The sequence below is a fragment of the Pseudomonas sp. NFPP02 genome (genome assembly GCF_900119355.1).
GTDB lineage: Bacteria > Pseudomonadota > Gammaproteobacteria > Pseudomonadales > Pseudomonadaceae > Aquipseudomonas > Aquipseudomonas paracarnis.
This window is the reverse complement of sequence record NZ_FPJI01000014.1, coordinates 96,432-121,644: the sequence shown is the minus strand read 5'-3', so window position 1 is coordinate 121,644 and position 25,213 is coordinate 96,432. Positions and strand designations below refer to the sequence as shown.

General features: G+C 58.3%; 20 protein-coding genes and 2 tRNA genes. 3 read left to right on the top strand and 19 right to left on the bottom strand.

Annotation, left to right across the window (positions count from 1 at the left end):
* Window positions 1-84: 84 nt before the first annotated feature.
* Window positions 85-1,101, top strand: coding sequence for a class I SAM-dependent rRNA methyltransferase (locus BT204_RS22640; protein WP_072448344.1), 1,017 nt, complete (start codon window positions 85-87; stop codon window positions 1,099-1,101).
* 88 nt (window positions 1,102-1,189) lie between these two features.
* Complete coding sequence (locus BT204_RS22635; protein ID WP_072448342.1) at window positions 1,190-4,111, top strand: DUF748 domain-containing protein; 2,922 nt, start codon at window positions 1,190-1,192, stop codon at window positions 4,109-4,111.
* Between the two features lie 284 nt (window positions 4,112-4,395).
* On the opposite strand, the gene BT204_RS22630 is transcribed toward BT204_RS22635, so the two are convergent.
* From BT204_RS22630 to rlmE, 16 genes are all read right to left on the bottom strand, one after another.
* Window positions 4,396-5,016: a BON domain-containing protein gene (locus BT204_RS22630; protein ID WP_054898021.1), complete on the bottom strand. Its 621-nt coding sequence runs from the start codon at window positions 5,014-5,016 to the stop codon at window positions 4,396-4,398.
* A 294-nt stretch (window positions 5,017-5,310) separates the two neighbouring features.
* On the bottom strand, window positions 5,311-7,416 hold the full coding sequence (pnp, locus tag BT204_RS22625; protein ID WP_003194180.1) for a polyribonucleotide nucleotidyltransferase: 2,106 nt from the start codon (window positions 7,414-7,416) through the stop codon (window positions 5,311-5,313).
* Window positions 7,417-7,611: 195 nt separating this feature from the next.
* Window positions 7,612-7,881, bottom strand: a complete 270-nt coding sequence (gene rpsO / locus BT204_RS22620) for a 30S ribosomal protein S15 (RefSeq protein WP_003177875.1) — start codon at window positions 7,879-7,881, stop codon at window positions 7,612-7,614.
* Window positions 7,882-7,996: 115 nt separating this feature from the next.
* Window positions 7,997-8,914, bottom strand: a complete 918-nt coding sequence (truB, locus tag BT204_RS22615; RefSeq protein ID WP_014719950.1) for a tRNA pseudouridine(55) synthase TruB — start codon at window positions 8,912-8,914, stop codon at window positions 7,997-7,999.
* Window positions 8,915-8,917: 3 nt separating this feature from the next.
* A complete protein-coding gene (gene rbfA / locus BT204_RS22610) occupies window positions 8,918-9,313 on the bottom strand; it encodes a 30S ribosome-binding factor RbfA (protein WP_003176137.1) in 396 nt (131 codons plus the stop codon).
* Between the two features lie 159 nt (window positions 9,314-9,472).
* Window positions 9,473-11,989 carry a translation initiation factor IF-2 gene (infB, locus tag BT204_RS22605; RefSeq protein ID WP_003194185.1) on the bottom strand — a complete coding sequence of 839 codons (2,517 nt, stop codon included), beginning with the start codon at window positions 11,987-11,989 and terminating at the stop codon, window positions 9,473-9,475.
* Window positions 11,990-12,016: 27 nt separating this feature from the next.
* Window positions 12,017-13,498, bottom strand: a complete 1,482-nt coding sequence (gene nusA / locus BT204_RS22600; RefSeq protein ID WP_003194187.1) for a transcription termination factor NusA — start codon at window positions 13,496-13,498, stop codon at window positions 12,017-12,019.
* Between the two features lie 47 nt (window positions 13,499-13,545).
* Window positions 13,546-14,004, bottom strand: a complete 459-nt coding sequence (rimP, locus tag BT204_RS22595; RefSeq protein WP_032873230.1) for a ribosome maturation factor RimP — start codon at window positions 14,002-14,004, stop codon at window positions 13,546-13,548.
* 140 nt (window positions 14,005-14,144) lie between these two features.
* Window positions 14,145-14,221, bottom strand: a tRNA-Met gene (locus tag BT204_RS22590).
* Between the two features lie 96 nt (window positions 14,222-14,317).
* Window positions 14,318-14,403: transfer RNA gene (locus BT204_RS22585), tRNA-Leu, on the bottom strand.
* 22 nt (window positions 14,404-14,425) lie between these two features.
* Window positions 14,426-14,809, bottom strand: a complete 384-nt coding sequence (gene secG, locus BT204_RS22580) for a preprotein translocase subunit SecG (protein ID WP_003194191.1) — start codon at window positions 14,807-14,809, stop codon at window positions 14,426-14,428.
* Window positions 14,810-14,813: 4 nt separating this feature from the next.
* Window positions 14,814-15,569 (bottom strand): triose-phosphate isomerase, encoded by a 756-nt coding sequence (gene tpiA / locus BT204_RS22575; protein WP_003194193.1) that lies wholly within the window; start codon window positions 15,567-15,569, stop codon window positions 14,814-14,816.
* Window positions 15,570-15,635: 66 nt separating this feature from the next.
* Window positions 15,636-16,973: a phosphoglucosamine mutase gene (glmM, locus tag BT204_RS22570; protein ID WP_003194195.1), complete on the bottom strand. Its 1,338-nt coding sequence runs from the start codon at window positions 16,971-16,973 to the stop codon at window positions 15,636-15,638.
* Between the two features lie 16 nt (window positions 16,974-16,989).
* A complete protein-coding gene (folP, locus tag BT204_RS22565) occupies window positions 16,990-17,841 on the bottom strand; it encodes a dihydropteroate synthase (protein ID WP_054898020.1) in 852 nt (283 codons plus the stop codon).
* An 8-nt stretch (window positions 17,842-17,849) separates the two neighbouring features.
* Window positions 17,850-19,760 (bottom strand): ATP-dependent zinc metalloprotease FtsH, encoded by a 1,911-nt coding sequence (ftsH, locus tag BT204_RS22560; protein ID WP_034127004.1) that lies wholly within the window; start codon window positions 19,758-19,760, stop codon window positions 17,850-17,852.
* A 200-nt stretch (window positions 19,761-19,960) separates the two neighbouring features.
* Window positions 19,961-20,611: a 23S rRNA (uridine(2552)-2'-O)-methyltransferase RlmE gene (rlmE, locus tag BT204_RS22555; RefSeq protein ID WP_014719954.1), complete on the bottom strand. Its 651-nt coding sequence runs from the start codon at window positions 20,609-20,611 to the stop codon at window positions 19,961-19,963.
* A 107-nt stretch (window positions 20,612-20,718) separates the two neighbouring features.
* On the opposite strand from rlmE, the gene BT204_RS22550 reads away from it, so the two are divergent.
* On the top strand, window positions 20,719-21,027 hold the full coding sequence (locus BT204_RS22550) for a YhbY family RNA-binding protein (RefSeq protein WP_003176146.1): 309 nt from the start codon (window positions 20,719-20,721) through the stop codon (window positions 21,025-21,027).
* 9 nt (window positions 21,028-21,036) lie between these two features.
* On the opposite strand, the gene BT204_RS22545 is transcribed toward BT204_RS22550, so the two are convergent.
* Genes BT204_RS22545 through carB form a run of 3 tightly spaced genes read right to left on the bottom strand, consistent with a single transcriptional unit; the run spans window position 21,037 to window position 25,170 of the window.
* Window positions 21,037-21,441 (bottom strand): hypothetical protein, encoded by a 405-nt coding sequence (locus BT204_RS22545; protein ID WP_054898019.1) that lies wholly within the window; start codon window positions 21,439-21,441, stop codon window positions 21,037-21,039.
* Window positions 21,442-21,469: 28 nt separating this feature from the next.
* Window positions 21,470-21,946 (bottom strand): transcription elongation factor GreA, encoded by a 477-nt coding sequence (gene greA / locus BT204_RS22540; protein ID WP_032873232.1) that lies wholly within the window; start codon window positions 21,944-21,946, stop codon window positions 21,470-21,472.
* 2 nt (window positions 21,947-21,948) lie between these two features.
* A complete protein-coding gene (gene carB, locus BT204_RS22535; RefSeq protein WP_054898018.1) occupies window positions 21,949-25,170 on the bottom strand; it encodes a carbamoyl-phosphate synthase large subunit in 3,222 nt (1,073 codons plus the stop codon).
* Window positions 25,171-25,213 lie beyond the last annotated feature (43 nt).

The following is a 25,213-nucleotide window of genomic DNA, read 5'->3' as shown; positions in this document are numbered from 1 at the left end:
TTATCCCCGGCCTGTGCAGGCCGGGGTTAGCTGTTAAACTTCGCGCCCCATTTTTCTTATTCATCTACCAGCAAGGCGCGCTCCATGACTCCCTTGAATCAGGCGCTGCGCGCCGCCCTCGATCACCGCCAAGACCTGATCAACACGCTGCACGCCCAGGGTACGGACTGCTATCGGCTTTTTCACGGCAGCCAGGAAGGCGCCGGGGGCTTGACCATCGACCGCTACGGCCCGCAATTGCTGGTACAAAGCTTCCACCAGTCCCTGGAAACGGCAGACCTGCTGGACCTGCACCAACTGATCAACCAATACATGGGCCTGGAATTGTTGCTGGTGTACAACGACCGTGCCCGCGGCAACTCGCGCATCGACCGCGAAGACACGGTGTACCGTGCGGAGCCTGGCGCCTTGGAAGACCTGGTCGGCCACGAGTGGGGCCTCAACTACCGTGTGCGCGGGCGCCACGCCGGGCAAGACCCACTGCTGTTCCTCGACCTGCGCAACACCCGGGGCTGGGTCAAGGACCACAGCGCCGGCAAAAGCGTGCTGAACCTGTTCGCCTATACCTGCGGTGTAGGTTTGAGCGCGGCAGCGGGCGGCGCACGCGAGGTGTGCAACCTGGACTTTGCCGAGGGCAACCTGGCAGTGGGGCGTGAAAACGGCCAGCTCAACCCGCAGTTGCCGAGCATGGAATTTGTACAGTCCGATTACTTCCCGGCCATTCGCCAACTGGCGGGCCTGCCCATCACCCAGCGGCGCGGGCAGAAGCTGCCGCGCTATCCGCGCCTGGAGCAACGCCAGTACGACCTGGTACTGCTCGATCCTCCCGCCTGGGCCAAGAGCGCCTTCGGCACGGTCGATTTGTTGCGCGACTATCAAAGCCTGCTCAAACCCGCACTGCTGGCCACCGCCGACAATGGCGTGCTGATTTGCTGCAACAACCTGGCAAAGGTCAGCATGGAAGACTGGCGTGAGCAGGTGCTGCGCTGCGCAGAAAAAGCCGGGCGCCCGGTGCGCGAATGGCAGGTTATGACACCTGGAGCCGACTTTCCCTCCAGAGACCAACAGCCTCCGCTGAAGACGCTGATCCTGCATTTGTAGGAAGTTTCCCAGCGCCCACGGTTCTTCGGAACCGAATTCCCGTGCCATACTCCAAGGCACTCTCGTTCGACATAGATGGCGTTCACCCATGCCCAAAGGATTGATCCGCGCCGTAGGCGCCTTGTTGACCGCCCTTGCTTTGTACAGCTTGCTGGGCTTTCTGATATTACCCGGCATCGCCCTTCGCATTGCCAACCAACAGTTGGCCAATTACGCCACGGTGCCGTCGCGAATCGAGCGCATCGAGCTCAACCCCTTCAGCCTGGAACTGACGCTGTGGGGCCTGAAGATCGGCGAGCCAGGCAAAGAGCAAGTAGGTTTCGAACGCCTCTACGCCAACCTGCAGATCGACAGCCTCTGGACCCGCGCCCTGCACCTGGCCGATGTGCAACTGGACAAGCCCAAGACCGAACTGCTGTTCGACAAGTCCGGCCAACTGAACCTGGCGCAGTTGTTCAAACTGCCACCGAGCGAGCCAACCCCGGCCGATCCCGATGCCAAGCCGTTCCCACTGCGTATCGACAGCATCAAGCTGGCGGGCGGCAACCTGCACTTCCAGGACCTACGCCCCAGCGAGCCCATCGAATTCCTCTACGACGAACTCGACTTCGAGCTGAAAAACCTGAGCACCTTGCCTGACGACAATGCCGACATGACGCTGGTCGCCGCCGGCCCCGAAGGTGGCCAGATCGACTGGAAAGGCAACTTCAGCCTGGTACCGATCACCTCCGAAGGCACCTTGAAGGTGACCGACGGCAAAATGAAAGCCTGGTGGCCGTATGTACGTGACGCCCTGCCACTGGTTCTGGAAGACGGGGTGCTCAACTTCAGCACTGACTACAAATTCAGCCTGGCCAAAAAAACCGAGCTGAACCTGACCAACACCGCCGCCAGCATCGCCCCCTTTGCTATAAAGGCCCCCGATGGCCGGCCACTGGCGCGCCTGGAGCGCCTGGACGTCAGCGAAACCACGGTAGACCTGGCCAAGCAGCAGGTCATTGTCGGCAAGATCCGCAGCAACAAGCTGGAAACCTGGGCCGCCCGTGAGGCCGATGGTCAACTGGATTGGCAGAAGCTGTTCGCCAGCCAACCGAGCAAACCGGCCAAGACTCCGGAACCAATCGCTGCCGACGCGCCGTCGGCGCAACCGGCGGTCCCGAGCAAGCCGTGGCAAGTGCTGCTCAAGGACGTGCAACTGCGTAACTATCAGGTGCACCTGGCCGACCGCCAGGCTAAACCTGCGGTCGCGCTGGAACTGGGCCCGTTGAATGTCGACGTACAGAACTTCGACAGCCTCAACCAGAGCCCCTTCGCCTTGAAGGTCGACACCGGCCTGGGCAAGCAAGGCAAGATCCAGGCAACCGGCGAAGTTAACCTCAACCCGGTCAGCGCCAAGCTGAAAGTGAACACCCAGGACATCGACCTGCGGGTCGCCCAGGCCTATATCAGCCCGTTTATTCGCCTGGAATTGCGCAGCGGCATGCTCGGCAGCAACCTGGACGTAAACCTCAAAAGCACCGAGCCACTGGCCCTTCGGGTCACCGGCCGCGCCCAGGTTGACCAGTTGCATACCCTGGACACCCTGAAGACCCGCGACTTCCTCAAGTGGCAGCGCCTGGTGCTAGAGGGCATGAACTACCAGCACGGCCAAAGCCTGTCGATCGACAAGGTCAACCTGTTGCAGCCGTATGCGCGCTTCATGATCAACGAAGATCGCACCACCAACATCGACGACCTGCTGATTCCGCAGCCGGCCGACAGCGGCAGCAAGTCGGCAGCCAAACCTGCCGCTAGTAACGACAAGCCCCTGGGCATTCATATCGGCCAGATCGCGATCAACGACGGTTCGGCCAACTTTGCCGACTTCAGCCTCACCCCCAACTTTGCCACCGCGATTCAACAGCTCAACGGCCAGATTGGCACCATCGACAGTCGCCAGGCCAAACCGGCCAGCGTCGATATCAAGGGCAAGGTGGACCGTTACGCGCCAGTGACGATCAAAGGCAGCGTGAACCCGTTTGATCCGATGGCCGCGCTGGACATCGCCACCAGCTTCAAGCGTGTCGAGCTGACCAACCTGACGCCTTACTCAGGTAAATTCGCAGGCTTCCGCATCCGCAAGGGCCGCCTGAATCTCGATCTGCACTACGTGATCACCAAAGGCCAATTGAAGGCTGAAAACAAAGTGGTGGTCGAGCAACTGCAGTTGGGTGAAAAAGTCGACAGCTCTGATGCCGTCGATTTACCGATTCGCCTGGCTGTCGCCCTGCTCAAGGACTCCGACGGCAAGATCTCCATCGAACTGCCGGTAAGCGGCGACCTGAACAACCCGCAATTCAGCGTGATGCCGATTGTGTGGCAGACCCTGCGCAACCTCGTGGTGCGTGCGGCAACCGCGCCCTTCAAGTTCATTGGCGGGCTGGTCACTGGTGGTGGCTCTGAAGACTTGGGCAATGTGTCGTTCGCCGCAGGCTCCAGTGAACTGAACAAAGACGCCGAAGGCGCTCTGAACACCCTGGCCAAGGCGCTGAAAGAGCGTCCAGCCCTGCGCCTGGAAATTGAAGGCACAGCCGCCGCCAGCAGCGACGGGCCGTTCCTGGCCGCACAGCGACTGGAACGTGAATACCAATACAACTATTACAAGATCCTCCAGCGCCGTGGCGACAAAGTGCCAGCCCAGGCCTCGTTGCTTGAGGTACCGGAGAAGGAAAAAGCACCATTGCTGGAAGGCATCTACCGCACCCGCCTCAAACAGCAACCCCCGGCCGAATGGAAAGACCTGGGCAGCGATGAGCGCTCGGCGAAGCTCAAGGACGGTGTGATCAAGTTCTGGAGTGGCAGTGACGTGCTACTGCGCCAGTTGGGGCAGGACCGAGCCAGCACGATCAAGGATTACCTGGTGGACAAGGGCCAGTTGGAAGATGACCGCGTGTACTTCATCGATGCGCAGCTGGGGCAGGCCGAGAAAGATGGCCGAGTGATCACTCCAATGCACCTGGACGCTGAGTAACTTCTAAGCACCGCCCATCCTAATGTGGGAGCTGGCTTGCCTGCGATAGCATCACCTCGGTGCAACTGAATGACCGAGGTGCCAGCATCGCAGGCAAGCCAGCTCCCACATTTTTTTGGCCTGATCATTCTGTTTCAGCCTGAAATAGAACAGGCCCCGACACAAGTGCCGGGGCCTGTAATGACCACATCCGTGTGGCCGGTCGCATGAACTCCAGAGGTGCGTCAGGTGGATATCTAACTCACCCTAAGCCGCCGCTATTCAGTTCAAACGAAACGTCAGCGTTACTCTGCTTTCAGGCCGTCGGCCGATACAGCTTTAACGCCTTTGATTTTCTTGGTGATCGCTACAGCCGTTTCTTTCTGCGAAGCGGTCACAGCGGTAGGCGACGACAGGGATACAACACCTTTGTTGGTTTCAACCTTGATGTCGGTGCCAGGAATGCCTTTTTCAGTTACCAAGTCAGCCTTCACTTTGGTAGTGATCCAGGTATCGCTGGTGGTCTCTTTAGCGTCGTGGGCAGCGCCTTTGGTTTTGTCGATGCCGTCAGCTTTGGTAGCGCCGCCAGCCAGCAGGCCGTCAGCAGAAACAGCAGTCACACCTTTGATTTTCTTGGTGATCCCTACAGCCATTTCTTTCTGCGAATCCGAGATAGCTACGTCGGAGGACAGGGAAACCACACCTTTGTTGGTCTCAACCTTGATGTCCGAACCTGGAATGCCTTTTTCGGTCAGCAGGTCAGCTTTGACTTTAGTGGTGATCCAAGTATCCGAAACGCTTTCCTTAGCCTTGGTCGCTTCACCCGCCGCCAAAGTCATAGGGGCTTGGGAAGTCTGAGCAAAGGCTACGTTAGCACCCATGGCCAGGGTCAGAGCGGTAGCAGTAGCGAGAGCGAACTTCTTCATACGAGTAACTCCTGTTTTATTAAAAGTCTGCAGGCGTAAACCTTCATGCTGCAGCGCTACCAGGGATATTGCAGGCAGTGTGCCAACTCGCCGAACGGATTAAATTCCTTAATAAACAACGAGTTATGAAATCTATGAATTTTCGAAATCGTGCAACTTGCATGAAGCCCGTCGTGCCTGCATGCAAGTTGCGGCTTTTGGGCGACGCTAAACAGCTGATTCTGCTTCATTTTCTCGCGCCCATAAAAAAAGGACTCCGAGGAGTCCTTTTTTCAGCGTGAAGCCTGCGGGTGATTAAACGCCCGAAGCCTTGGCTGCTGCTACGTCCTTGATGGACAGCTTGATACGGCCGCGGTTGTCCACGTCCAGTACCAGCACTTCCACTTCCTGGCCTTCTTTCAGAATGTCGGTCACTTTCTCAACACGAGCATCGCTCAGCATGGAGATGTGAACCAGACCGTCTTTGCCCGGGAGGATGTTGACGAACGCGCCGAAGTCGACGATGCGCTCAACCTTGCCAACGTAGATCTTGCCGATCTCAGCCTCAGCGGTGATACCCAGGACGCGCTGGCGTGCTGCTTCAGCCGCTTCCTTGGTTTCGCCGAAGATCTTGATCGAACCGTCGTCTTCGATGTCGATCGAAGCCTTGGTCTCTTCACAGATCGCACGGATGGTCGCGCCGCCTTTACCGATGACATCACGGATTTTGTCGGTGTCGATTTTCATCGCGATCATGGTCGGAGCATTTTCCGACAGTTCGGTGCGGGACTGACCAATGATCTGGTTCATCTGGCCGAGGATGTTCAGGCGCGCTTCCAGGGCTTGGCCCAGGGCGATTTCCATGATCTCTTCGGTGATGCCTTTGATCTTGATGTCCATCTGCAGCGCGGTCACACCTTTGGCGGTACCGGCTACTTTGAAGTCCATGTCGCCCAGATGGTCTTCGTCACCCAGGATGTCGGTCAGGATGGCGAACTTCTCGCCTTCTTTAACCAGGCCCATGGCGATACCGGCAACCGGCGCCTTCATTGGCACACCGGCGTCCATCAGAGCCAGGGAAGCACCGCAGACCGAAGCCATGGAGCTGGAACCGTTGGACTCGGTGATTTCCGATACGACACGGATGGTGTACGGGAACACGTCAGCGGCAGGCAGCATGGCCTGAACCGAACGACGAGCCAGACGGCCGTGACCGATTTCACGACGACCCGCGCCGCCCATACGACCACACTCGCCCACCGAGAACGGAGGGAAGTTGTAGTGCAGCATGAAGGGGTCTTTTTTCTCGCCTTCCAGGGTGTCCAGCAGTTGTGCGTCACGGGCAGTACCCAGGGTCGCAACGACCAGGGCCTGGGTTTCGCCACGGGTGAACAGCGCCGAACCGTGAGTCTTCGGCAGAACGCCGACTTCGATGTTCAGCGGACGCACGGTGCGGGTGTCGCGACCGTCGATACGTGGCTTGCCGTTAACGATGTTTTCGCGAACGGTGCGGTATTCGATCTCACCGAAAGCAGCTTTGACTTCGCTGGAAGAAGGCTGGCCTTCTTCACCGGACAGCTTGGCAACGACCTGGTCCTTCAGCTCACCCAGGCGAGCGTAGCGGTCGGCCTTGACGGTGATGGTGTAGGCGTCGGAGATGGCAGCGCCGAACTCGGAGCGGATAGCGCCCAGCAGTTCGGTGGCTTCCGGGGCAGCAGCCCAGGTCCAGGTCGGCTTGGCAGCTTCGGCAGCCAATTCTTTAACCGCGTTGATCACAACCTGGAACTCGTCGTGAGCAAACAGTACGGCACCCAGCATCTGGTCTTCGGTCAGCTCTTTGGCTTCCGATTCAACCATCAATACGGCTTCGGACGTACCGGCAACGACCATGTCCAGGCTCGAGGCTTTCTGTTGCTCGTAAGTCGGGTTCAGCAGGTAGCCGGTGCTTTCGTGGAACGCAACGCGGGCAGCGCCGATCGGGCCATCGAAAGGAATACCGGAGATGGCCAGGGCAGCCGAGGTACCGATCATCGCAGCGATGTCCGGATCGGTCTTCTTGCTGGTGGAAACGACGGTGCAGACAACCTGCACTTCGTTCATGAAGCCTTCTGGGAACAGCGGACGGATCGGACGGTCGATCAGTCGGGAAGTCAGGGTTTCTTTCTCGGAAGGACGGCCTTCGCGCTTGAAGAAACCGCCAGGGATCTTACCGGCAGCGTAAGTCTTTTCCTGGTAGTGAACGGACAGAGGGAAGAAGCCCTTGCTCGGGTCAGCGGTCTTGGCGCCAACAACGGTCACCAGTACGGTCACGTCGTCGTCAACGGTAACCAGCACTGCGCCGGAGGCTTGACGGGCGATACGGCCTGTCTCGAGGGTAACGGTCGACTGACCGAACTGGAATTTTTTGATAACCGGGTTCACGGTGTCCTACCTTCTTTGTGGCTCTTGGGGGAACTTGTCTTCTTGCGAAATTCTTGGGCAATGCCGGGAATCGGCCCGACGCTCGTCCAGGGTAAAACGTGTATCCAGATAAAACTTGAGGCTGGGAGCCTACCACGGGCCACCGGGAATCCCGATGACACGCGGCAGACAACCAACCTCTAGCGCAATCGCTTATTAGCGACGCAGACCCAGGCGACCGATCAGAGTCTGATAACGACCCAGATCCTTGCCTTTCAGGTAGTCCAGCAGCTTACGGCGCTGGTTTACCATGCGGATCAGACCACGACGGGAGTGGTGGTCTTTACCGTTGGCCTTGAAGTGACCTTGCAGTTTGTTGATGTTGTGGGTCAGCAGTGCAACTTGCACTTCTGGCGAACCAGTGTCACCAACAGCTTGCTGATAGTCAGCTACGATTTGTGCTTTTTCTTGAACGTCGAGAGCCATGAGGCAATCCTTTTTTCAGGAAACCACCCAAAGGGCAGTTTCAACAGGCCAGGGACAAATCCCTGTATCTAAAAATGAGTGTTGACCATGCCTGTTAACAGCCACACTCGTTCGGTCATTCTGACCGAATCAGCCGACGCGGCGCGATGCGCCCGTCTTCGCTCACTTCACCGATACCGATAAAGCGACCGTTATGATCCTGTACTCGCACCATGCCGAACTTCGGGGCATCCGGGGCGCGTACCGGCTGGCCGTTGAGCCAGTAGAACGCGCTGTGCTCCGAGAAGTGCAGCAGCGGCCAATCGAGCAAACCGCTGTCCGATGGCATGAGGAAGCGATCAACCGCTTCATTGCCGCCCTCGGCGTGTACCGCTTCCAACTCTTCCAGCGTGACCGTCTGGGCCAGACTGAAAGGCCCGGCCTGGGTGCGTCGCAGTTCTGCAACGTACGCGCCGCAACCGAGCTTTTCACCAATATCTTCCACCAGAGTACGGATATAGGTGCCTTTGCTGCAGTCCACGGCCAAACGGGCAGTGTCGCCTTCACAAGCGAGCAATTCCAAGCGCGCAATAGTAACAGAACGCGGTTCGCGCTCCACTACTTCGCCCGCACGTGCCAGCTTGTAAAGTGGCTGGCCATCGCGCTTGAGTGCCGAGTACATCGGCGGTATCTGACTGATTTGCCCACGAAAAGCGGGTAAGGCAGCTTCGATATCCGCACGACCAACGGTCACGTCGCGAACCTGCAAAACATCACCTTCGGCATCCGCCGTGGTGGTGGTCTTGCCCAGTTGCATCAGGGTTTCGTAACCCTTGTCGGAATCAAGCAGGTATTGCGAAAACTTGGTGGCCTCGCCAAAGCACAACGGCAATACACCGGTGGCCAATGGATCAAGGCTGCCGGTATGCCCGGCCTTCTCGGCGTTGAGCAGCCAGCGAACCTTCTGCAACGCGGCATTGGAGGTAAAGCCAATGGGTTTGTCGAGCAGAATGATGCCACTGACGTTGCGACGAATACGTTTGACCTGAGCCACCGCTTACTCCTTGGCGTCTTCAGGTGTGGACGGATGCTGGCTGTCTTCAGCCACGGCGCGCTCGATCAGGGCCGACAGGTGCGCGCCGCGCACGACGCTTTCGTCGTAGTGGAAGTGCAACTGTGGAACGCTGCGCAGCTTCATTTCACGGGCCAACTGCATACGCAGGAAACCTGCGGCGGAGTTGAGCACCTTGATGCTTTGCGCGATTTCTTCGCTGTTGTCCTGCCCCATTACGGTGATGAAGATCTTGGCGTGACCCACGTCACGGCTCACTTCAACAGCGGTAATGGTGACCAGGCCAACGCGTGGGTCTTTGACTTCGCGGCGGATCAGTTGGGCCAGCTCACGCTGCATCTGATCGCCGATACGCTGGGTACGGCTGTATTCTTTTGCCATGTCTTGTTACCTGTTACTGCCACACGGTGAAACCCGTGGGGTCTGAAAGCGGCAAACGCCCGGCCTGACAAAAGCCAGACCGGGCGTTGCGTTTAGAGTCCTGACGCTACGCGGGGCATCTGCATGCCCACACGCTGCGCGGCTCCTGAAGTGCGCGAGTTAGAGGCTGCGAGCAACCTGAACCTTCTCGAAGACTTCGATCTTGTCGCCAACCTTGACGTCGTTGTAGCTCTTGACGCCGATACCGCATTCCATGCCGGCACGTACTTCGGCAGCGTCATCCTTGAAGCGGCGCAGGGATTCCAGCTCGCCTTCGAAGATAACGATGTCTTCACGCAGTACACGGATTGGACGGTTACGGTACACAGTGCCTTCAACCACCATGCAGCCGGCGATCGCACCGAATTTCGGCGAGCGGAACACGTCACGCACCTCGGCGATACCCAGGATGTTCTCCCGGACGTCGCTGCCAAGCATACCGGTAAGGGCTTTCTTGACGTCTTCGATGATGTCGTAGATGACGTTGTAGTAACGCATGTCCAGGCCTTCCTGCTCGACGATCTTGCGAGCGCCAGCATCGGCACGCACGTTGAAGCCGAACAGTACAGCGTTGGAAGCCAGTGCCAGGTTGGCGTCGGATTCGGTGATACCACCGACACCGCCACCGACAACGCGCACTTGCACTTCGTCGTTACCCAGGCCGTTCAAGGCGCCGTTCAACGCTTCGAGGGAACCACGAACGTCAGACTTGAGGACGATGTTAAGCGTCTTCTTCTCTTCCTGGCCCATGTTCTCGAAGATGTTTTCCAGCTTGCCGGCGTGAGCACGGGCCAGCTTGACCTCGCGGAACTTGCCTTGACGGAACAGAGCCACTTCACGGGCTTTCTTCTCATCAGCCACTACGCTCATCTCGTCGCCAGCGTCCGGCGTACCGTCCAGGCCGAGAATCTCGACTGGGATAGCAGGACCTGCTTCCTTGATTGGCTTGCCGTTCTCGTCGAGCATGGCACGTACACGGCCGTAGTTCGAACCGACCAGTACCATGTCGCCTTGGCGCAGGGTACCGTCTTGGACCAGCACGGTGGCAACCGGGCCACGGCCCTTGTCGAGACGGGACTCAACCACGACGCCACGGCCAGGAGCCGATGGAGTAGCGGTCAGTTCCAGGACTTCGGCTTGCAACAGGACCGCTTCGAGCAGTTCGTCAACGCCGGTACCCATTTTCGCCGAGACCGATACGAATGGCGTCTCGCCACCCCATTCCTCGGACGTCACGCCGTGAACCGACAGTTCGCTACGGATGCGATCGAGATCGGCGCCCGGCTTGTCGATTTTGTTCACGGCAACGACCAGAGGAACACCGGCAGCCTTGGCGTGCTGGACAGCTTCAATGGTCTGCGGCATTACGCCGTCGTCCGCTGCAACCACCAGGATCACGATGTCGGTCGCCTTGGCACCACGGGCACGCATTGCGGTAAACGCGGCGTGACCTGGGGTGTCGAGGAAGGTGACCATGCCGCGCTCGGTTTCAACGTGGTATGCACCGATGTGCTGGGTAATACCACCGGCTTCGCCTGCGGCAACCTTGGCACGACGGATGTAGTCGAGCAGGGAAGTCTTACCGTGGTCAACGTGGCCCATTACGGTCACGACCGGCGCACGGGAAACCGCTTCACCTTCAAACTTCAGGGACTCGGCCAGGGAATCTTCCAGGGCGGTGTCGCTGACCAGGGTCACTTTGTGGCCCAGCTCTTCAGCAACCAACTGGGCAGTTTCCTGGTCCAGTACCTGGTTGATGGTGGCTGGAGTACCCAGCTTGAACATGAACTTGATGATTTCAGCAGCCTTGACCGACATCTGCTGGGCCAGATCGCCCACAGTGATGGTCTCGCCGATCTTCACTTCACGCACGACAGGGCCGGTTGGGCTCTGGAAACCGTGGGCGTTGCGCTTCTTCAGCTTGGCCTTGCCGCGACCACCACGACGGAAGCCATCGCTTTCTTCGTCGGTGGTACGTGGGGCAACGCGTGGCGCAGGCGCTTTCTCTTTGACCGAGGCGCGGTGCGGAGCGTTTTTACGCTCGCCATCGCCACCACCACCGCGACGATTGTTGTCGTCAGCACGTGGTTTGTCCGGACGACGAGGCTCGTCGCGCTTGCGGGCGTCTGCTGCAGGAGCAGGTGCGGCGGCAGCCGGGGCAGCCTCACGCACAGCTTCAACAGGGGCGGCGACCGCGTCAGTGGCAGCAGGTTGCGCAGCAGCAGGCTGGCGACGCGCTTCTTCTTCGGCGCGACGCTTGGCTTCTTCTTCAGCCTTCTGACGTGCAGCATTTTCTACTGCGCGACGTTCTTCCAGCTCGCGTTTGCGCTCGGCTTCGATTTCTTCCGGGCTGCGCTGTACGAAGACTTTCTTCTTGCGTACTTCAACGCTGATGCTCTTGCTACCTGCAACCCGCAGGGTGCTGGTGGTTTTGCGCTGCAATGTAATCTTGCGCGGTTCTTCCACTTTCGCCTTGTGGCTGCTCTTCAAGTGAGTCAGCAAAGACTGCTTCTCACTATCGCTCACACCTTCATCGGCGGCGGTGTGCGGCAGACCTGCCTCACGCATCTGCTGCAACAGGCGCTCTACCGGTGTTTTGACCTCATCGGCCAGTTGTTTCACCGTGACTTGCGTCATGCACTTCTCTCCTCAGGCCGCGCCTAATTACTCGAACCAATGGGCTCGGGCGGCCATGATCAACTTGCCGGCACGATCTTCGTCAATGCCGTCGATGTCGAGCAGATCGTCAATAGACTGCTCGGCCAGGTCTTCGCGGGTAATTACGCCGCGCACCGCCAGTTCCATCGCCAAATCCTTGTCCATACCCTCAAGCGAGAGCAGGTCTTCGGCCGGATGGGCGTCTGCCAGCTTTTCCTCAGTAGCGATGGCTTTAGTCAACAAACGATCCTTGGCCCGAGCGCGGAGCTCGTTGACGATATCCTCGTCAAAGCCGTCGATGTTGAGCATTTCTTCCAACGGTACGTAGGCAATCTCTTCCAGGCTGGTGAAGCCTTCATCTACCAGCACCTGTGCCAGTTCTTCATCGACTTCCAACTCTTCGATGAAGTTGCGCAGGATGTCACCGGTTTCAGCTTGCTGCTTAGCCTGGATGTCCGATTCGGTCATCACGTTCAGGGTCCAGCCGGTCAGTTGGCTGGCCAGACGCACGTTCTGACCACCACGACCAATGGCCTGAGCCAGATTGTCTGCGCCAACGGCGATGTCCATTGCATGGGCATCTTCGTCAACGATAATTGCCGCCACTTCAGCTGGCGACATGGCGTTGATCACGAACTGCGCCGGGTTATCGTCCCACAGGACGATGTCCACACGCTCACCGCCCAATTCGCCCGACACTGCCTGGACGCGCGAACCGCGCATCCCGATGCAAGCGCCTTGCGGGTCGATGCGTTTGTCCTTGGAGCGGACCGCGATCTTGGCACGCGAACCCGGGTCACGGGACGCAGCCATCACTTCGATCAGGCCTTCGGCGATTTCCGGCACTTCGATACGGAACAGCTCGATCAGCATTTCCGGCGCGGTACGCGACAGGATCAACTGCGGGCCGCGGTTCTCGGTGCGGATTTCCTTGAGCAGCGCACGCAGACGCACGCCAACACGGAAGGTTTCGCGAGAGATGATGTCTTCGCGGGCCAGCAACGCTTCGGCGTTGTTGCCCAGGTCGACGATCACGTTGTCGCGGGTAACTTTTTTCACGGTGCCAGAGATGATTTCACCCAGGCGTTCGCGATAGGCGTCAACGACTTGAGCGCGCTCGGCTTCGCGAACCTTCTGCACAATGACCTGCTTGGCGGTCTGTGCAGCAATACGGCCGAATTCGATCGACTCGATCTTTTCTTCGACAACATCGCCAACCTGAGCGCCCGGATGCGTTTGCGCAACCTTGCTTGGCCAGGTTTCGATGGCCGGATCATCAAGATCGTCCTCTTCGACCACCGTCCAGCGACGGAAAGTCTCATAGGCACCGGTGTGGCGGTTGATTTCCACACGCAGATCTACTTCGTCTTCAAAACGTTTCTTGGTAGCAGTGGCCAGGGCCAGCTCCAACGCTTCAAAAATCACGCTTGCCGGTACACCCTTTTCATTGGATACCGACTCAACAACCAGCAGTACTTCTTTGCTCATCGTACGCCTCGCCTTTCGCAAGCCATTGGATCCGCGGGATCCGCGTCTCAGTCAAAACTGGGAATAATGTTGGCCTTGTCGATCATATCGATCGGCAACAGGAACTCGTGGTCTTCTACCTGCACCACGACATCCTGCTCTTCTACACCGCGCAGAAGGCCCTGAAAGTTGCGTCGCCCTTCAAAGGGGGAGCGCAGCTTGATCTTCACTTGTTCACCGGCATATTTAGCAAACTGCTCGATAGTGAACAGTGGGCGTTCCATGCCTGGCGAGGAAACTTCAAGGGTGTATTCAACGGAGATTGGATCTTCAACATCCAGCACACCGCTGATCTGACGGCTGACAATGGCACAATCGTCCACCAGCACGCCGCCCTCTTTATCGATATAAACGCGCAACATTGAGTGGCGACCTTGAGCCGAAAACTCAATACCCCAGCATTCATAGCCTAGGGCCACGACCACCGGGGCCAACAAGGCCTGCAACTCTTCTAGCTTGCTCGACACCTGAACCCCCTCGTGCATGTATGTGCATGCTGTGCAAAATAAAAAAATGGGCGAAACGCCCATCCTTGAAACGCCGTCGAACAGCGGCGTTGAAAGTGTCCAGCTAACAAAAAGCCCCTTAAAAGGGGCTCCGCTAAAACTGGTTGCGGGGGCCGGATTTGAACCGACGACCTTCGGGTTATGAGCCCGACGAGCTACCAGACTGCTCCACCCCGCGACAAAGCTGGGGCGGAAGTATACGACCGATCCCTTACAGGGTCAATGTAACCTTCCACCTACAAGAAAGCCCGCAACAGCGGGCTCTCCTGATAATTGGTACCGAGAAGGGGACTCGAACCCCTACACCCTATGGGCACAACCACCTCAAGGTTGCGTGTCTACCAATTCCACCACCTCGGCAATACAGCGTTTACAACCCTTCTTACTTCTGCTCTTGAGCTGGAGGTACGTCAGTCGCTGGAGTAGCCGACTTTTGCTCTTGAAGCACCGGGACATCATCAGAAGCCGGTTTTGCTTTTGGAACTTCCAACACTGCTGGGTTTGGCAAACCTACTTGAGTCAGCACATGAGCTTTCTCTTTAGCAAAGTAACCTAACCCTAAGCTGGTTATGAAGAAACCTGCGGCAAGTATAGCAGTAAACTTACTAAGAAAGGTAGAGGAACCTTGGCTTCCGAACACAGTATTTGAAGCACCTGCACCGAAAGACGCACCAGCATCCGCACCTTTACCCTGTTGCAACAAAACCAGAGCAACTACGCTCAGGGCAGCCAACAGATGAAAAACGACTACGACTGTTTCCAGCATTTTTTCAGTTTCCCGCGGCGCGACAGATCGCACCGAACTCATCTGCATTCAGGGAAGCTCCACCAATGAGCCCCCCATCGATATCCGGCATGCCGAACAGTTCGACCGCATTGGCCGCCTTCACGCTGCCGCCGTATAGAAGCCGCACACCTTGTGCGACCTCAGAATTCTCTGCCGCCAACTGCGCGCGGATGGCTGCGTGCACATCCTGCGCCTGTTGCGGTGTAGCAGTCAGCCCGGTGCCAATGGCCCAGACCGGCTCGTAAGCAATAACTGCCTTTGCAAATGCACCAACACCCAGCTCCTCGATGATGCTGCCCAGCTGACGCGAGACAACTTCAAGAGTCTTGCCCGATTCGCGCTGCTCAAGGGTCTCCCCTATGCACAACACCGGAATCAAGCCACAAGCCTGTGCTGCGGCGAACTTGCGGTTGAGCGTCCCATCCCGCTCGCCCATCATCTGGCGACGCTCGGAGTGCCCGACAAGCACATAGGAACAACCCGCATCAACCAGCTGACTCGGCGAAATCTCGCCGGTCAACGCACCTTGCATCGGCTCTACCGCAGAGTTCTGCGCGCCGACCTGAATCGACTTGCCCTTCAAGCCATCAACCACTTGGTTGATATGCAAGCAAGGCGGGAACACCGCGACGTCAACACCGCTAGGCAAGGCCAAGTGACGAAGGCCGTTGATCAGCTCAGCGACACTGGCGCGGGTACCGTGCATCTTCCAGTTACCAGCTACCATAGTGCGACGCATGCTGTACCCCGTCGGTCAAAGTGGGCGCAGATGTTACCCAACCACATCATCACTGGCAAGCCGAATTCAGGCGCAAACTTCAGTTACCAGTTTTGCCAGGTCTTCGGCATGGCCGCGAACCTGTGTTTCGTCCTCGCCTTCGACCATCACACGCACCAGCGGCTCTGTGCCGGACTTGCGCAGCAACACACGCCCGCGCCCCGCCATTGCCTGGGTCACGCGCTCGCAAGCCTCTTTGACAGCAGGGTGCTCGATGGGGTTTTCGCCACCGGCAAAACGCACATTGAGCAGCACTTGCGGGCACTTGCGCAGGGCTTGACGCGCCTGGGCCAGGCTCTCCTCGCGGCGACGCAGGGCCAACAGCACCTGTAGCGCGGCGATGATCGCGTCACCCGTGGTGGTGTGCTGGAAGCAGACCACGTGCCCGGAGTTCTCGCCGCCGACCAACCAGTTACGCTCCAGCAGTTCGGCGATCACGTAGCGGTCACCGACATTGGCGCGAATAAAGGGAATCCCCAGTTCTGCCAACGCCAATTCCAGCCCGAGATTACTCATCAGAGTGCCGACCACGCCACCTTGCAGCTTGTTACGCTCATGCAGGTCACGGGCAATGATGAACAACAGGTCATCACCATCCACGATCGTGCCAGTGTGATCCACCATCAGCACGCGGTCGCCATCGCCATCAAAAGCGATGCCCAGGTCCGCATGCTCAGCCAGCACAGCAGCCTGCAGCTGCTCCATGTGGGTGGAACCGCAGTTGTCGTTGATGTTCAAGCCGTTGGGCTGAGCCGACAGCACGGTGACCTGTGCGCCCAACTCCTTGAAGACGCTCGGCGCCACCTTGTAGGTCGCCCCATGGGCGCAATCGACAACAATCTTCAAGCCTGCAAAATTGGTGCTGCTCGGGACGCTGCTTTTACAGAATTCGATATAGCGGCCTGACGCGTCGTTAATGCGCGACACCTTGCCCAGCTTGCTGGACTCGACCACCGTCATCGGCGCGTCCAGCAGCTCTTCGATCATCAACTCGATCTCGTCAGGCAGCTTGGTGCCTTGCCCCGAGAAAAACTTGATGCCATTGTCATCATGAGGATTGTGGGAGGCGCTGATCACAATACCGGCTTCAGCGTGGAAGGTACGCGTCAGGTAAGCGATTGCCGGCGTGGGCATAGGCCCCAACAGCATCACATCGGCCCCGGCGGCGGACAACCCGGCCTCCAGCGCAGACTCAAACATGTAGCCCGAAATACGGGTGTCCTTGCCCACCAGGATGCGACACGCGCCCATGCTGCGGAACGCCATGCCTGCCGCCCAACCCAGCTTGAGCATGAAATCAGGAGTGATCGGAAATTCGCCGACCCGACCACGAATGCCGTCGGTGCCAAAATATTTTTTAGTCATAAGTGCTCCATCATTCTTATTCAGCTGATTCTACAGCAGCGAGCATGCGCACCACATCGACCGTTTCGGCGACATCATGCACACGCAAAATACGTGCGCCCTTGGTCACGGCAAGCGCCGCAAGCGCCAAGCCGCCATACAGGCGTTCGCCGACCGGGCGATTCAGGGCGAGCCCTATCATGCTCTTGCGCGAAACACCGACCAACAGCGGGCGACCAAGGGCGTGCAGCGCTTCCATGTGTTTGAACAGGCTTAGATTGTGCTGCAGGGTCTTGGCAAAGCCAAACCCCGGATCGAGGATGATCTGCTCCGGCGCAATACCCACAGCCACACATTGGGCAATCCTCTCAGCAAGAAACCCACTCACCTCGCCGACCAGATCGTCGTAGTGCGGATTGTCCTGCATGTTGCCGGGCTCACCCAGCATATGCATCAGACAGACGGGCAGGCCCGTTGCGGCGGCCGCATCAAGGGCTCCATCACGCTGCAGCGAACGCACATCGTTGATCAACCCAGCCCCCAGCCGCGCGGTTTCGCGCATCACTGCCGGGGTGGAGGTGTCTACCGAGATGATGACATCCAGCTCACGGGCAATACGTTCGACCACGGGCGCCACCCGCTCTAGCTCCTCCAAAGGAGAAACAACGCGGGCGCCGGGGCGGGTCGATTCCCCACCCACATCAATCAGGGTCGCACCGGCAGCCACCATAGCCTCCGCATGACGCAACGCGGCATCCAACTGGCTGAAGCGGCCACCATCGGAAAAGGAGTCAGGGGTTACATTGAGGATGCCCATGACATGCGTCCGGGCCAAATCAAGAACCCGGTTGCCGCAAGGCAACCGGGTAGAGGACAAAGCAGAAGTCATTTCAAACCTTAGTGATCAGCTGCCGGGCCGCCGATAGGCGTTTCAGGGCGCTCATTCTGCACCACAGGCGGAGTGCCTGAAGTACCCGAACCACCTTCCCAGTCGCGCGGCTCACGCGGCGTACGGCCCGACATGATGTCGTCGATCTGGTCGGCATCGATGGTTTCGTACTTCATCAACGCATCAGCCATGGCGTCCAGCTTGTCACGGTTGTCAGTCAGGATCTGCTTGGCCGTGCCGTAGCACTGGTCAATGATGCTGCGAACCTCGGAGTCGATCAGCTTGGCTGTCTCACCCGAGAAGCTGGCGCTTTGCCCACCGCCGCCACGGCCGAGGAACACTTCGCCTTCTTCTTCGGCGTACATCAATGGGCCGAGTTTTTCCGACAAGCCCCACTTGGTCACCATGTTTCGTGCGATCTGGCTGGCACGCATGATGTCATTGGAGGCACCAGTGGTCACACCGTCGAAGCCAAGGGTCATTTCTTCAGCAATACGGCCACCATACAGCGAGCAGATCTGGCTGATCAGCGCACGCTTGGAGAGGCTGTAACGATCCTCTTCCGGCAGGAACATGGTCACGCCCAGTGCCCGACCACGGGGAATGATCGACACTTTGTAGACGGGGTCATGCTCTGGCACAACGCGACCTACAATGGCGTGGCCGGCCTCGTGATAAGCGGTGTTCTGCTTCTCTTTCTCGGACATGACCATGGATTTGCGCTCGGCGCCCATCATGATCTTGTCTTTCGCCAATTCGAACTCTTTCATCTCAACGATGCGCTTGCCAGTACGGGCAGCGAACAGCGACGCCTCGTTGACCAGGTTTGCCAGGTCAGCACCGGAGAAGCCGGGAGTACCACGGGCGATCACAGCCGGAGCCACGTCGTCACCCATCGGCACCTTGCGCATGTGTACTTTCAGGATCTGCTCACGGCCACGGATGTCCGGCAGGCCGACCACAACCTGGCGGTCGAAACGGCCCGGACGCAGCAACGCAGGGTCCAGCACGTCCGGACGGTTGGTTGCGGCGATGACGATAATGCCGTCATTCATCTCGAAACCATCCATCTCTACCAGCAACTGGTTGAGGGTCTGCTCACGCTCATCGTGACCGCCACCCATGCCAGCGCCACGATGGCGACCAACGGCATCGATTTCGTCGATAAAGATGATGCATGGCGCGTGCTTCTTGGCCTGCTCGAACATATCGCGAACGCGGCTGGCGCCGACGCCGACAAACATCTCGACGAAGTCAGAACCGGAAATCGTGAAGAAAGGCACCTTGGCTTCGCCGGCAATCGCCTTGGCCAGCAAGGTTTTACCGGTACCCGGCGGGCCCACCATCAGCACACCGCGAGGAATACGGCCACCCAGGCGCTGGAACTTGCCCGGATCACGCAGGAACTCGACCAACTCGCCGACTTCTTCCTTGGCTTCGTCGCAACCTGCAACGTCAGCCAGGGTGGTCTTCACCTGATCTTCGGAGAGCAGGCGCGCCTTGCTCTTGCCGAAGCTCATCGGCCCGCCCTTGCCTCCCGCACCACCTTGCATCTGGCGCATGAAGAACATGAACACGGCGATAATCACCAGGATCGGGAAGCTGGCCACCAGGAGCTGGGTCCAGATGCTTTGCTGTTCAGGCTGCTTGCCTTCCACAATGACCTTGTTATCCACCAGGTCACCGATGAGACCGTTGTCCTGAATGGCAGGACGAATGGTCTTGAAGCTGTCGCCATCGTTGCGCTTACCGGTAATCACGTAGCCATCAACCGCTACGCGCTCGACCTTGCCATCCTTAACTTGCTGGATGAAGTCGGAATAGTTGAGGGTCTGCGGCTCGTTAGGGCTGGAGAAGTTGTTCATCACCGTCACCAGGACAGCCGCGATGATCAACCACAGGATCAGATTCTTTGCCATATCGTTCAATTAACTACCCTCTGAAGCAAGCTCCGCTACTGGCGCGCGCTTCGCATGATATTCACCGGCCTAACTTACTACATTACCTACAACTCTGGCAGGCGCCGTCTGTAACCCTTTGTGAAACTTTGACTACACAATATTCGTAAAGCTTCGTGACGAAAGCGATATAAAAAAACCTATCGCCCTCCTCGAGTTTCTCAAAAACGCTCTTCGCTTGCAGCGCCTTCGACGCCGCGGAAGCCACGGCACAGCAGATACTGCTCCCTGGACCGGTCACGGGAAGAGTCCGGCTTGCGCGTCTGCACCTTGTCGAACAACTTGCGAATGTTCTTGTGGTACTCGTCGAAACCTTCGCCCTGGAAGACCTTCACCAGGAAATCGCCACCCGGACGCAACACCCGACCGGCCAAATCCAGCGCCAGTTCACACAAGAACATGGCACGCGGCATATCAACAGCCGGTAATCCACTCATATTGGGGGCCATGTCGGAAATCACAAGGTCTACCTGCGAATTTCCCACAGCCTCCAGGATTTCGGCCAATACCTTGTCCTCGGTGAAATCGCCGTGAACAAAGGTCACGTCCGGGATGCTGTCCATCTCGAGGATGTCCGAAGCGATCAATCGACCTTGCCCACCAATCAGACGACTGGTCACCTGGGACCAGCCACCGGGGGCCGCGCCGAGATCAATAACGCTCATGCCTGGACGAATCAATTTGTCCTTGTCCTGGATCTCCAGCAGCTTGTAGCTGGCCCGGGAACGATAGCCGTCCTTTTGCGCCTTTTTGACGTAAGGATCATTGAAATGTTCTTGTAGCCACTTAAGGCTGGTTTTGGAACGGGCCACGGGCCACCTCGAAAAAATAAAACGGGTCGTGATTAACTGGGCGGTCCCGGACTCGCTCGGGTAAACTGGCCGCCGCTTTTTACAAGATCAGACGCAGGGGTCAGATTATGCCGCTCACTCAAGAGCAGAAGAAACAGTACAAATCCATTGGCCACCATCTGAAACCAGTTCTGATTGTGGCAGACAACGGTTTGACTGAGGGTGTGCTAGCCGAATTCGAGCGCGCACTGAACGATCACGAACTGATCAAGATCAAGGTCAACATCCTTGATCGCGAAGCGCGCCTGGCTGCCGTTGCAGAACTGTGCAAGGTCGGCAAAGCGGACCTGGTTCAGGTCATCGGCAAGATGGCGCTGCTGTATCGCAAGAACTTCAGCGTCAACAAGCAACTGTCGAACGTTCATCGCTTCAAATGATGAAAAGGGTCAAGGGCGTGCTTCGCGCGCCCCGCCACTCCATCCCGGCGCAGGCTGCGCAACCAGCACCAAGCCAGAGAACCCTAGCACAAGATAGCTGAACAACTGCCAGCGCAACGCTTGCGGCAGCCACACATGCACCATACAAAACATTGCGCATGCATACAGCGCCATCAACAGCAGTTGCCCGCGAATATCCCGCCACAAACTCTTCAAGCCTTCGGCCGTGATCAGCACCAACGCCTGAAGCATCACGCACGCCGCCGCAAAACCCACCAGCAACGCACTCAGCAATCCATCGATCTCATCGATCAGCAGCGGCGCCAGGCCAATCAGGCCCAACGCCGGCAACACGCCAATATGTAACAGCCATAGGCCACCCACCCAAAGCATCTGAGAGAGCTGCCAAAGCATGGCGCCCGCACGCAGCGGGCGCCGCCTTTCAGATGTGACGAACTTCGACAATCTCGTACTCAATGACGCCGCTCGGCGTTTTCACGGCAACCACGTCGCCTTCTTCCTTGGCAATCAAGGCGCGAGCAATCGGTGAGCCGACAGAGATCTTGCCTTGCTTGAAGTCAGCCTCATCCTCACCCACGATCTGGTAGGTCACGCTTTCGTCGGTCTCGACGTTGGCGATTTCCACGGTCGTGCCGAAAATCACCTTGCCGGTATGCGGAATGGTGGTGACATCGATGATCACCGCGTTCTGCATACGGCCCTCGATGTCACGAATCCGCGCCTCGACCATACCCTGCTGCTCGCGAGCAGCGTGGTATTCGGCGTTTTCCTTCAAGTCACCCAGTTCGCGGGCCGTACCGATGTCCTGGCTCAGCTTTGGACGTACGACCTTGGTCAGATGGGCGTGCTCCTCTTCCAGGGCGCGCGCGCCCTGAACGGTCATCGGGTATTTGGTTATGCTCATGCCTTCAATCCTGCGTGTAGATCCTGCAAGCGACGCACGGTCTTTTCCGGACCGAACTTCAGCGCTTCACAGATAGCTTCGCCAGCAGCAATGGTAGTGGTGCAGTAAATCTTGTGCTGCAAGGCATTACGACGAATGGAATAGGAGTCCGCGATCGACTGGCGACCTTCGGTGGTGTTGATGATCAGGGTGACTTCGTCATTCTTGATCATGTCGACCACATGCGGACGGCCTTCCGTCACCTTGTTCACGCGACGTACTTTCAGGCCGGCAGCTTCGATCAGCTTGGCGGTCCCGGCGGTAGCCACGACTTCAAAACCCAAGTTGATCAGATCGCGGGCGACCCCTGCAACCAGTGGCTTGTCGTCATCACGTACGCTGATAAACGCAGTACCGCCGGTCGGCAGCACTTCGCTGGCACCCATCTGGGCCTTGGCGAACGCTTCACCGAAGGTATCGCCCACGCCCATCACTTCACCGGTGGACTTCATCTCTGGGCCTAGGATCGGGTCCACCCCAGGGAATTTGGCGAACGGGAACACCGCCTCTTTCACACTGTAGAAGTTCGGAATGATTTCCTTGGTAAAGCCGATTTCCTTCAGGGTCTTACCGGCCATCACACGCGCAGCGATCATGGCAAGGGACACACCGATGCACTTGGACACGAACGGTACGGTACGCGAGGCACGCGGGTTGACTTCGATGACGTAGATGTCTTCGCCTTGCAGCGCCAACTGTACGTTCATCAGGCCGACCACACCCAGTTCCAGGGCCATTTTCTTGACCTGTTCGCGCATCTCGTCCTGAATGTGCGCCGGCAGCGAGTACGGCGGCAGCGAGCACGCGGAGTCACCGGAGTGAACGCCGGCTTGTTCGATGTGCTGCATGATGGCGCCGATCACGACGTCAGTACCGTCGCAAACCGCGTCCACGTCCATTTCGATGGCGCAGTTGAGGAAGTGGTCCAGCAGCACCGGGCTGTCGTTGGAGACTTTCACCGCATCACGCAGGTAGCGCTTGAGTTCTTCTTCTTCGTAGACGATTTCCATCGCCCGGCCGCCCAGTACGTAGGACGGACGCACCACCAGCGGGTAGCCGATCTTGCTGGCCGCACGGATGGCTTCGTCTTCGCTGCGCACGGTGGCGTTCGGCGGCTGACGCAGGTTCAGGCGCTCAACCATCTGCTGGAAGCGCTCACGGTCTTCGGCACGGTCGATAGCGTCCGGGCTGGTACCGATGATCGGTACGCCGGCAGCTTCCAAGGCACGCGCCAGTTTCAACGGGGTCTGGCCGCCGTACTGGACGATCACGCCTTTAGGCTTCTCGACGCGGCAGATTTCCAATACATCTTCCAGCGTTACCGGCTCGAAGTACAAGCGGTCGGAAGTGTCGTAGTCAGTGGAAACCGTTTCAGGGTTGCAGTTGACCATAATGGTCTCGTACCCGTCTTCGCGCAGGGCGAGGGCGGCGTGTACGCAGCAGTAGTCGAACTCGATACCTTGGCCGATACGGTTCGGACCGCCACCCAGGATGATGATCTTGTCGCGGCCTGTCGGCGCGGCTTCGCACTCTTCCTCGTAGGTGGAGTACATGTAGGCCGTGTCGGTGGCGAACTCTGCGGCGCAGGTATCAACGCGCTTGTAGACCGGGAAGATATCCAGCTTGTGGCGATGAGTACGCAGGTTCTTCTCGGTCACACCCAGCAGCTTGGCCAGACGCTGGTCGGAGAAACCTTTGCGCTTGAGGCGGAACATCAGGTCGCGGTCGATAGACGACAGACCCAGCGTCTTGACCTTCTCTTCTTCCTTGATCAGATCTTCGATCTGCACCAGGAACCACGGGTCGATCATGTTCATGCCGAAGATATCTTCGACGCTCAGGCCGGCACGGAAGGCGTCAGCCACGTACCAGATACGCTCGGCACCCGGCACGGTCAGCTCGCGCTTGAGGATGCTCATGCTTTCCGGGCTGCTCAGGTCGAGCTTCTCGTCCAGGCCGCAAACACCAACTTCCAGGCCGCGCAGGGCTTTCTGCAAGGATTCCTGGAAGGTGCGGCCGATCGCCATGACTTCACCAACAGACTTCATCTGGGTGGTCAGGCGCGCATCAGCCTTGGCGAATTTCTCGAAGGCAAAGCGCGGCAGCTTGGTCACGACGTAGTCGATAGACGGCTCGAAAGACGCCGGCATAGCGCCGCCGGTGATTTCGTTTTGCAGCTCGTCCAGGGTGTAGCCGATAGCCAGCTTGGCGGCGATACGCGCAATCGGGAAGCCCGTCGCTTTCGAGGCCAGGGCCGAAGAACGCGATACACGTGGGTTCATCTCGATCACGACCATGCGGCCGGTGTCCGGGCAGATGCCGAACTGAACGTTGGAACCGCCGGTTTCAACGCCGATCTCGCGCAGTACCGCCAGGGAGGCGTTACGCAGGATCTGGTATTCCTTGTCGGTCAGGGTCTGTGCCGGAGCCACGGTGATCGAGTCACCAGTGTGCACGCCCATCGGGTCGAAGTTTTCGATGGAGCAGACGATGATGCAGTTGTCCTTCTTATCGCGGACAACCTCCATCTCATATTCTTTCCAGCCGATCAGCGATTCGTCGATCAGCAGCTCTTTGGTCGGCGACAGATCCAGGCCGCGAGCGCAGATTTCTTCGAACTCTTCACGGTTGTAAGCAATACCACCGCCGGTGCCGCCCATGGTGAAGGACGGACGGATAATGCACGGGAAGCCCAGGGTCTCGAGGACCGCATTGGCCTCTTCCATGCTGTGGGCGATACCGGAACGCGGGCACGCCAGGCCGATGGACTTCATGGCCTTGTCGAAACGCGAACGGTCTTCAGCCTTGTCGATGGTGTCGGCATTGGCACCGATCATCTCTACGCCGAACTTTTCCAGGACGCCTTCGCGCTCCAGGTCCAGGGCACAGTTCAGAGCGGTCTGGCCACCCATGGTTGGCAGCAGCGCGTCCGGACGCTCTTTTTCGATGATCTTGGCAACGGTCTGCCACTTGATCGGCTCGATGTAGGTGGCGTCGGCCATGGCCGGGTCGGTCATGATGGTGGCCGGGTTGGAGTTCACCAGGATGACGCGGTAGCCCTCCTCGCGCAGGGCTTTACAGGCCTGGGCGCCGGAGTAATCGAATTCGCAGGCCTGGCCGATCACGATCGGGCCAGCGCCGAGAATCAGGATGCTTTTTATGTCTGTACGTTTTGGCATGGGTTTGTCACTCAAATCCGCAGGTCAGTCGGCAAGCCGTCTT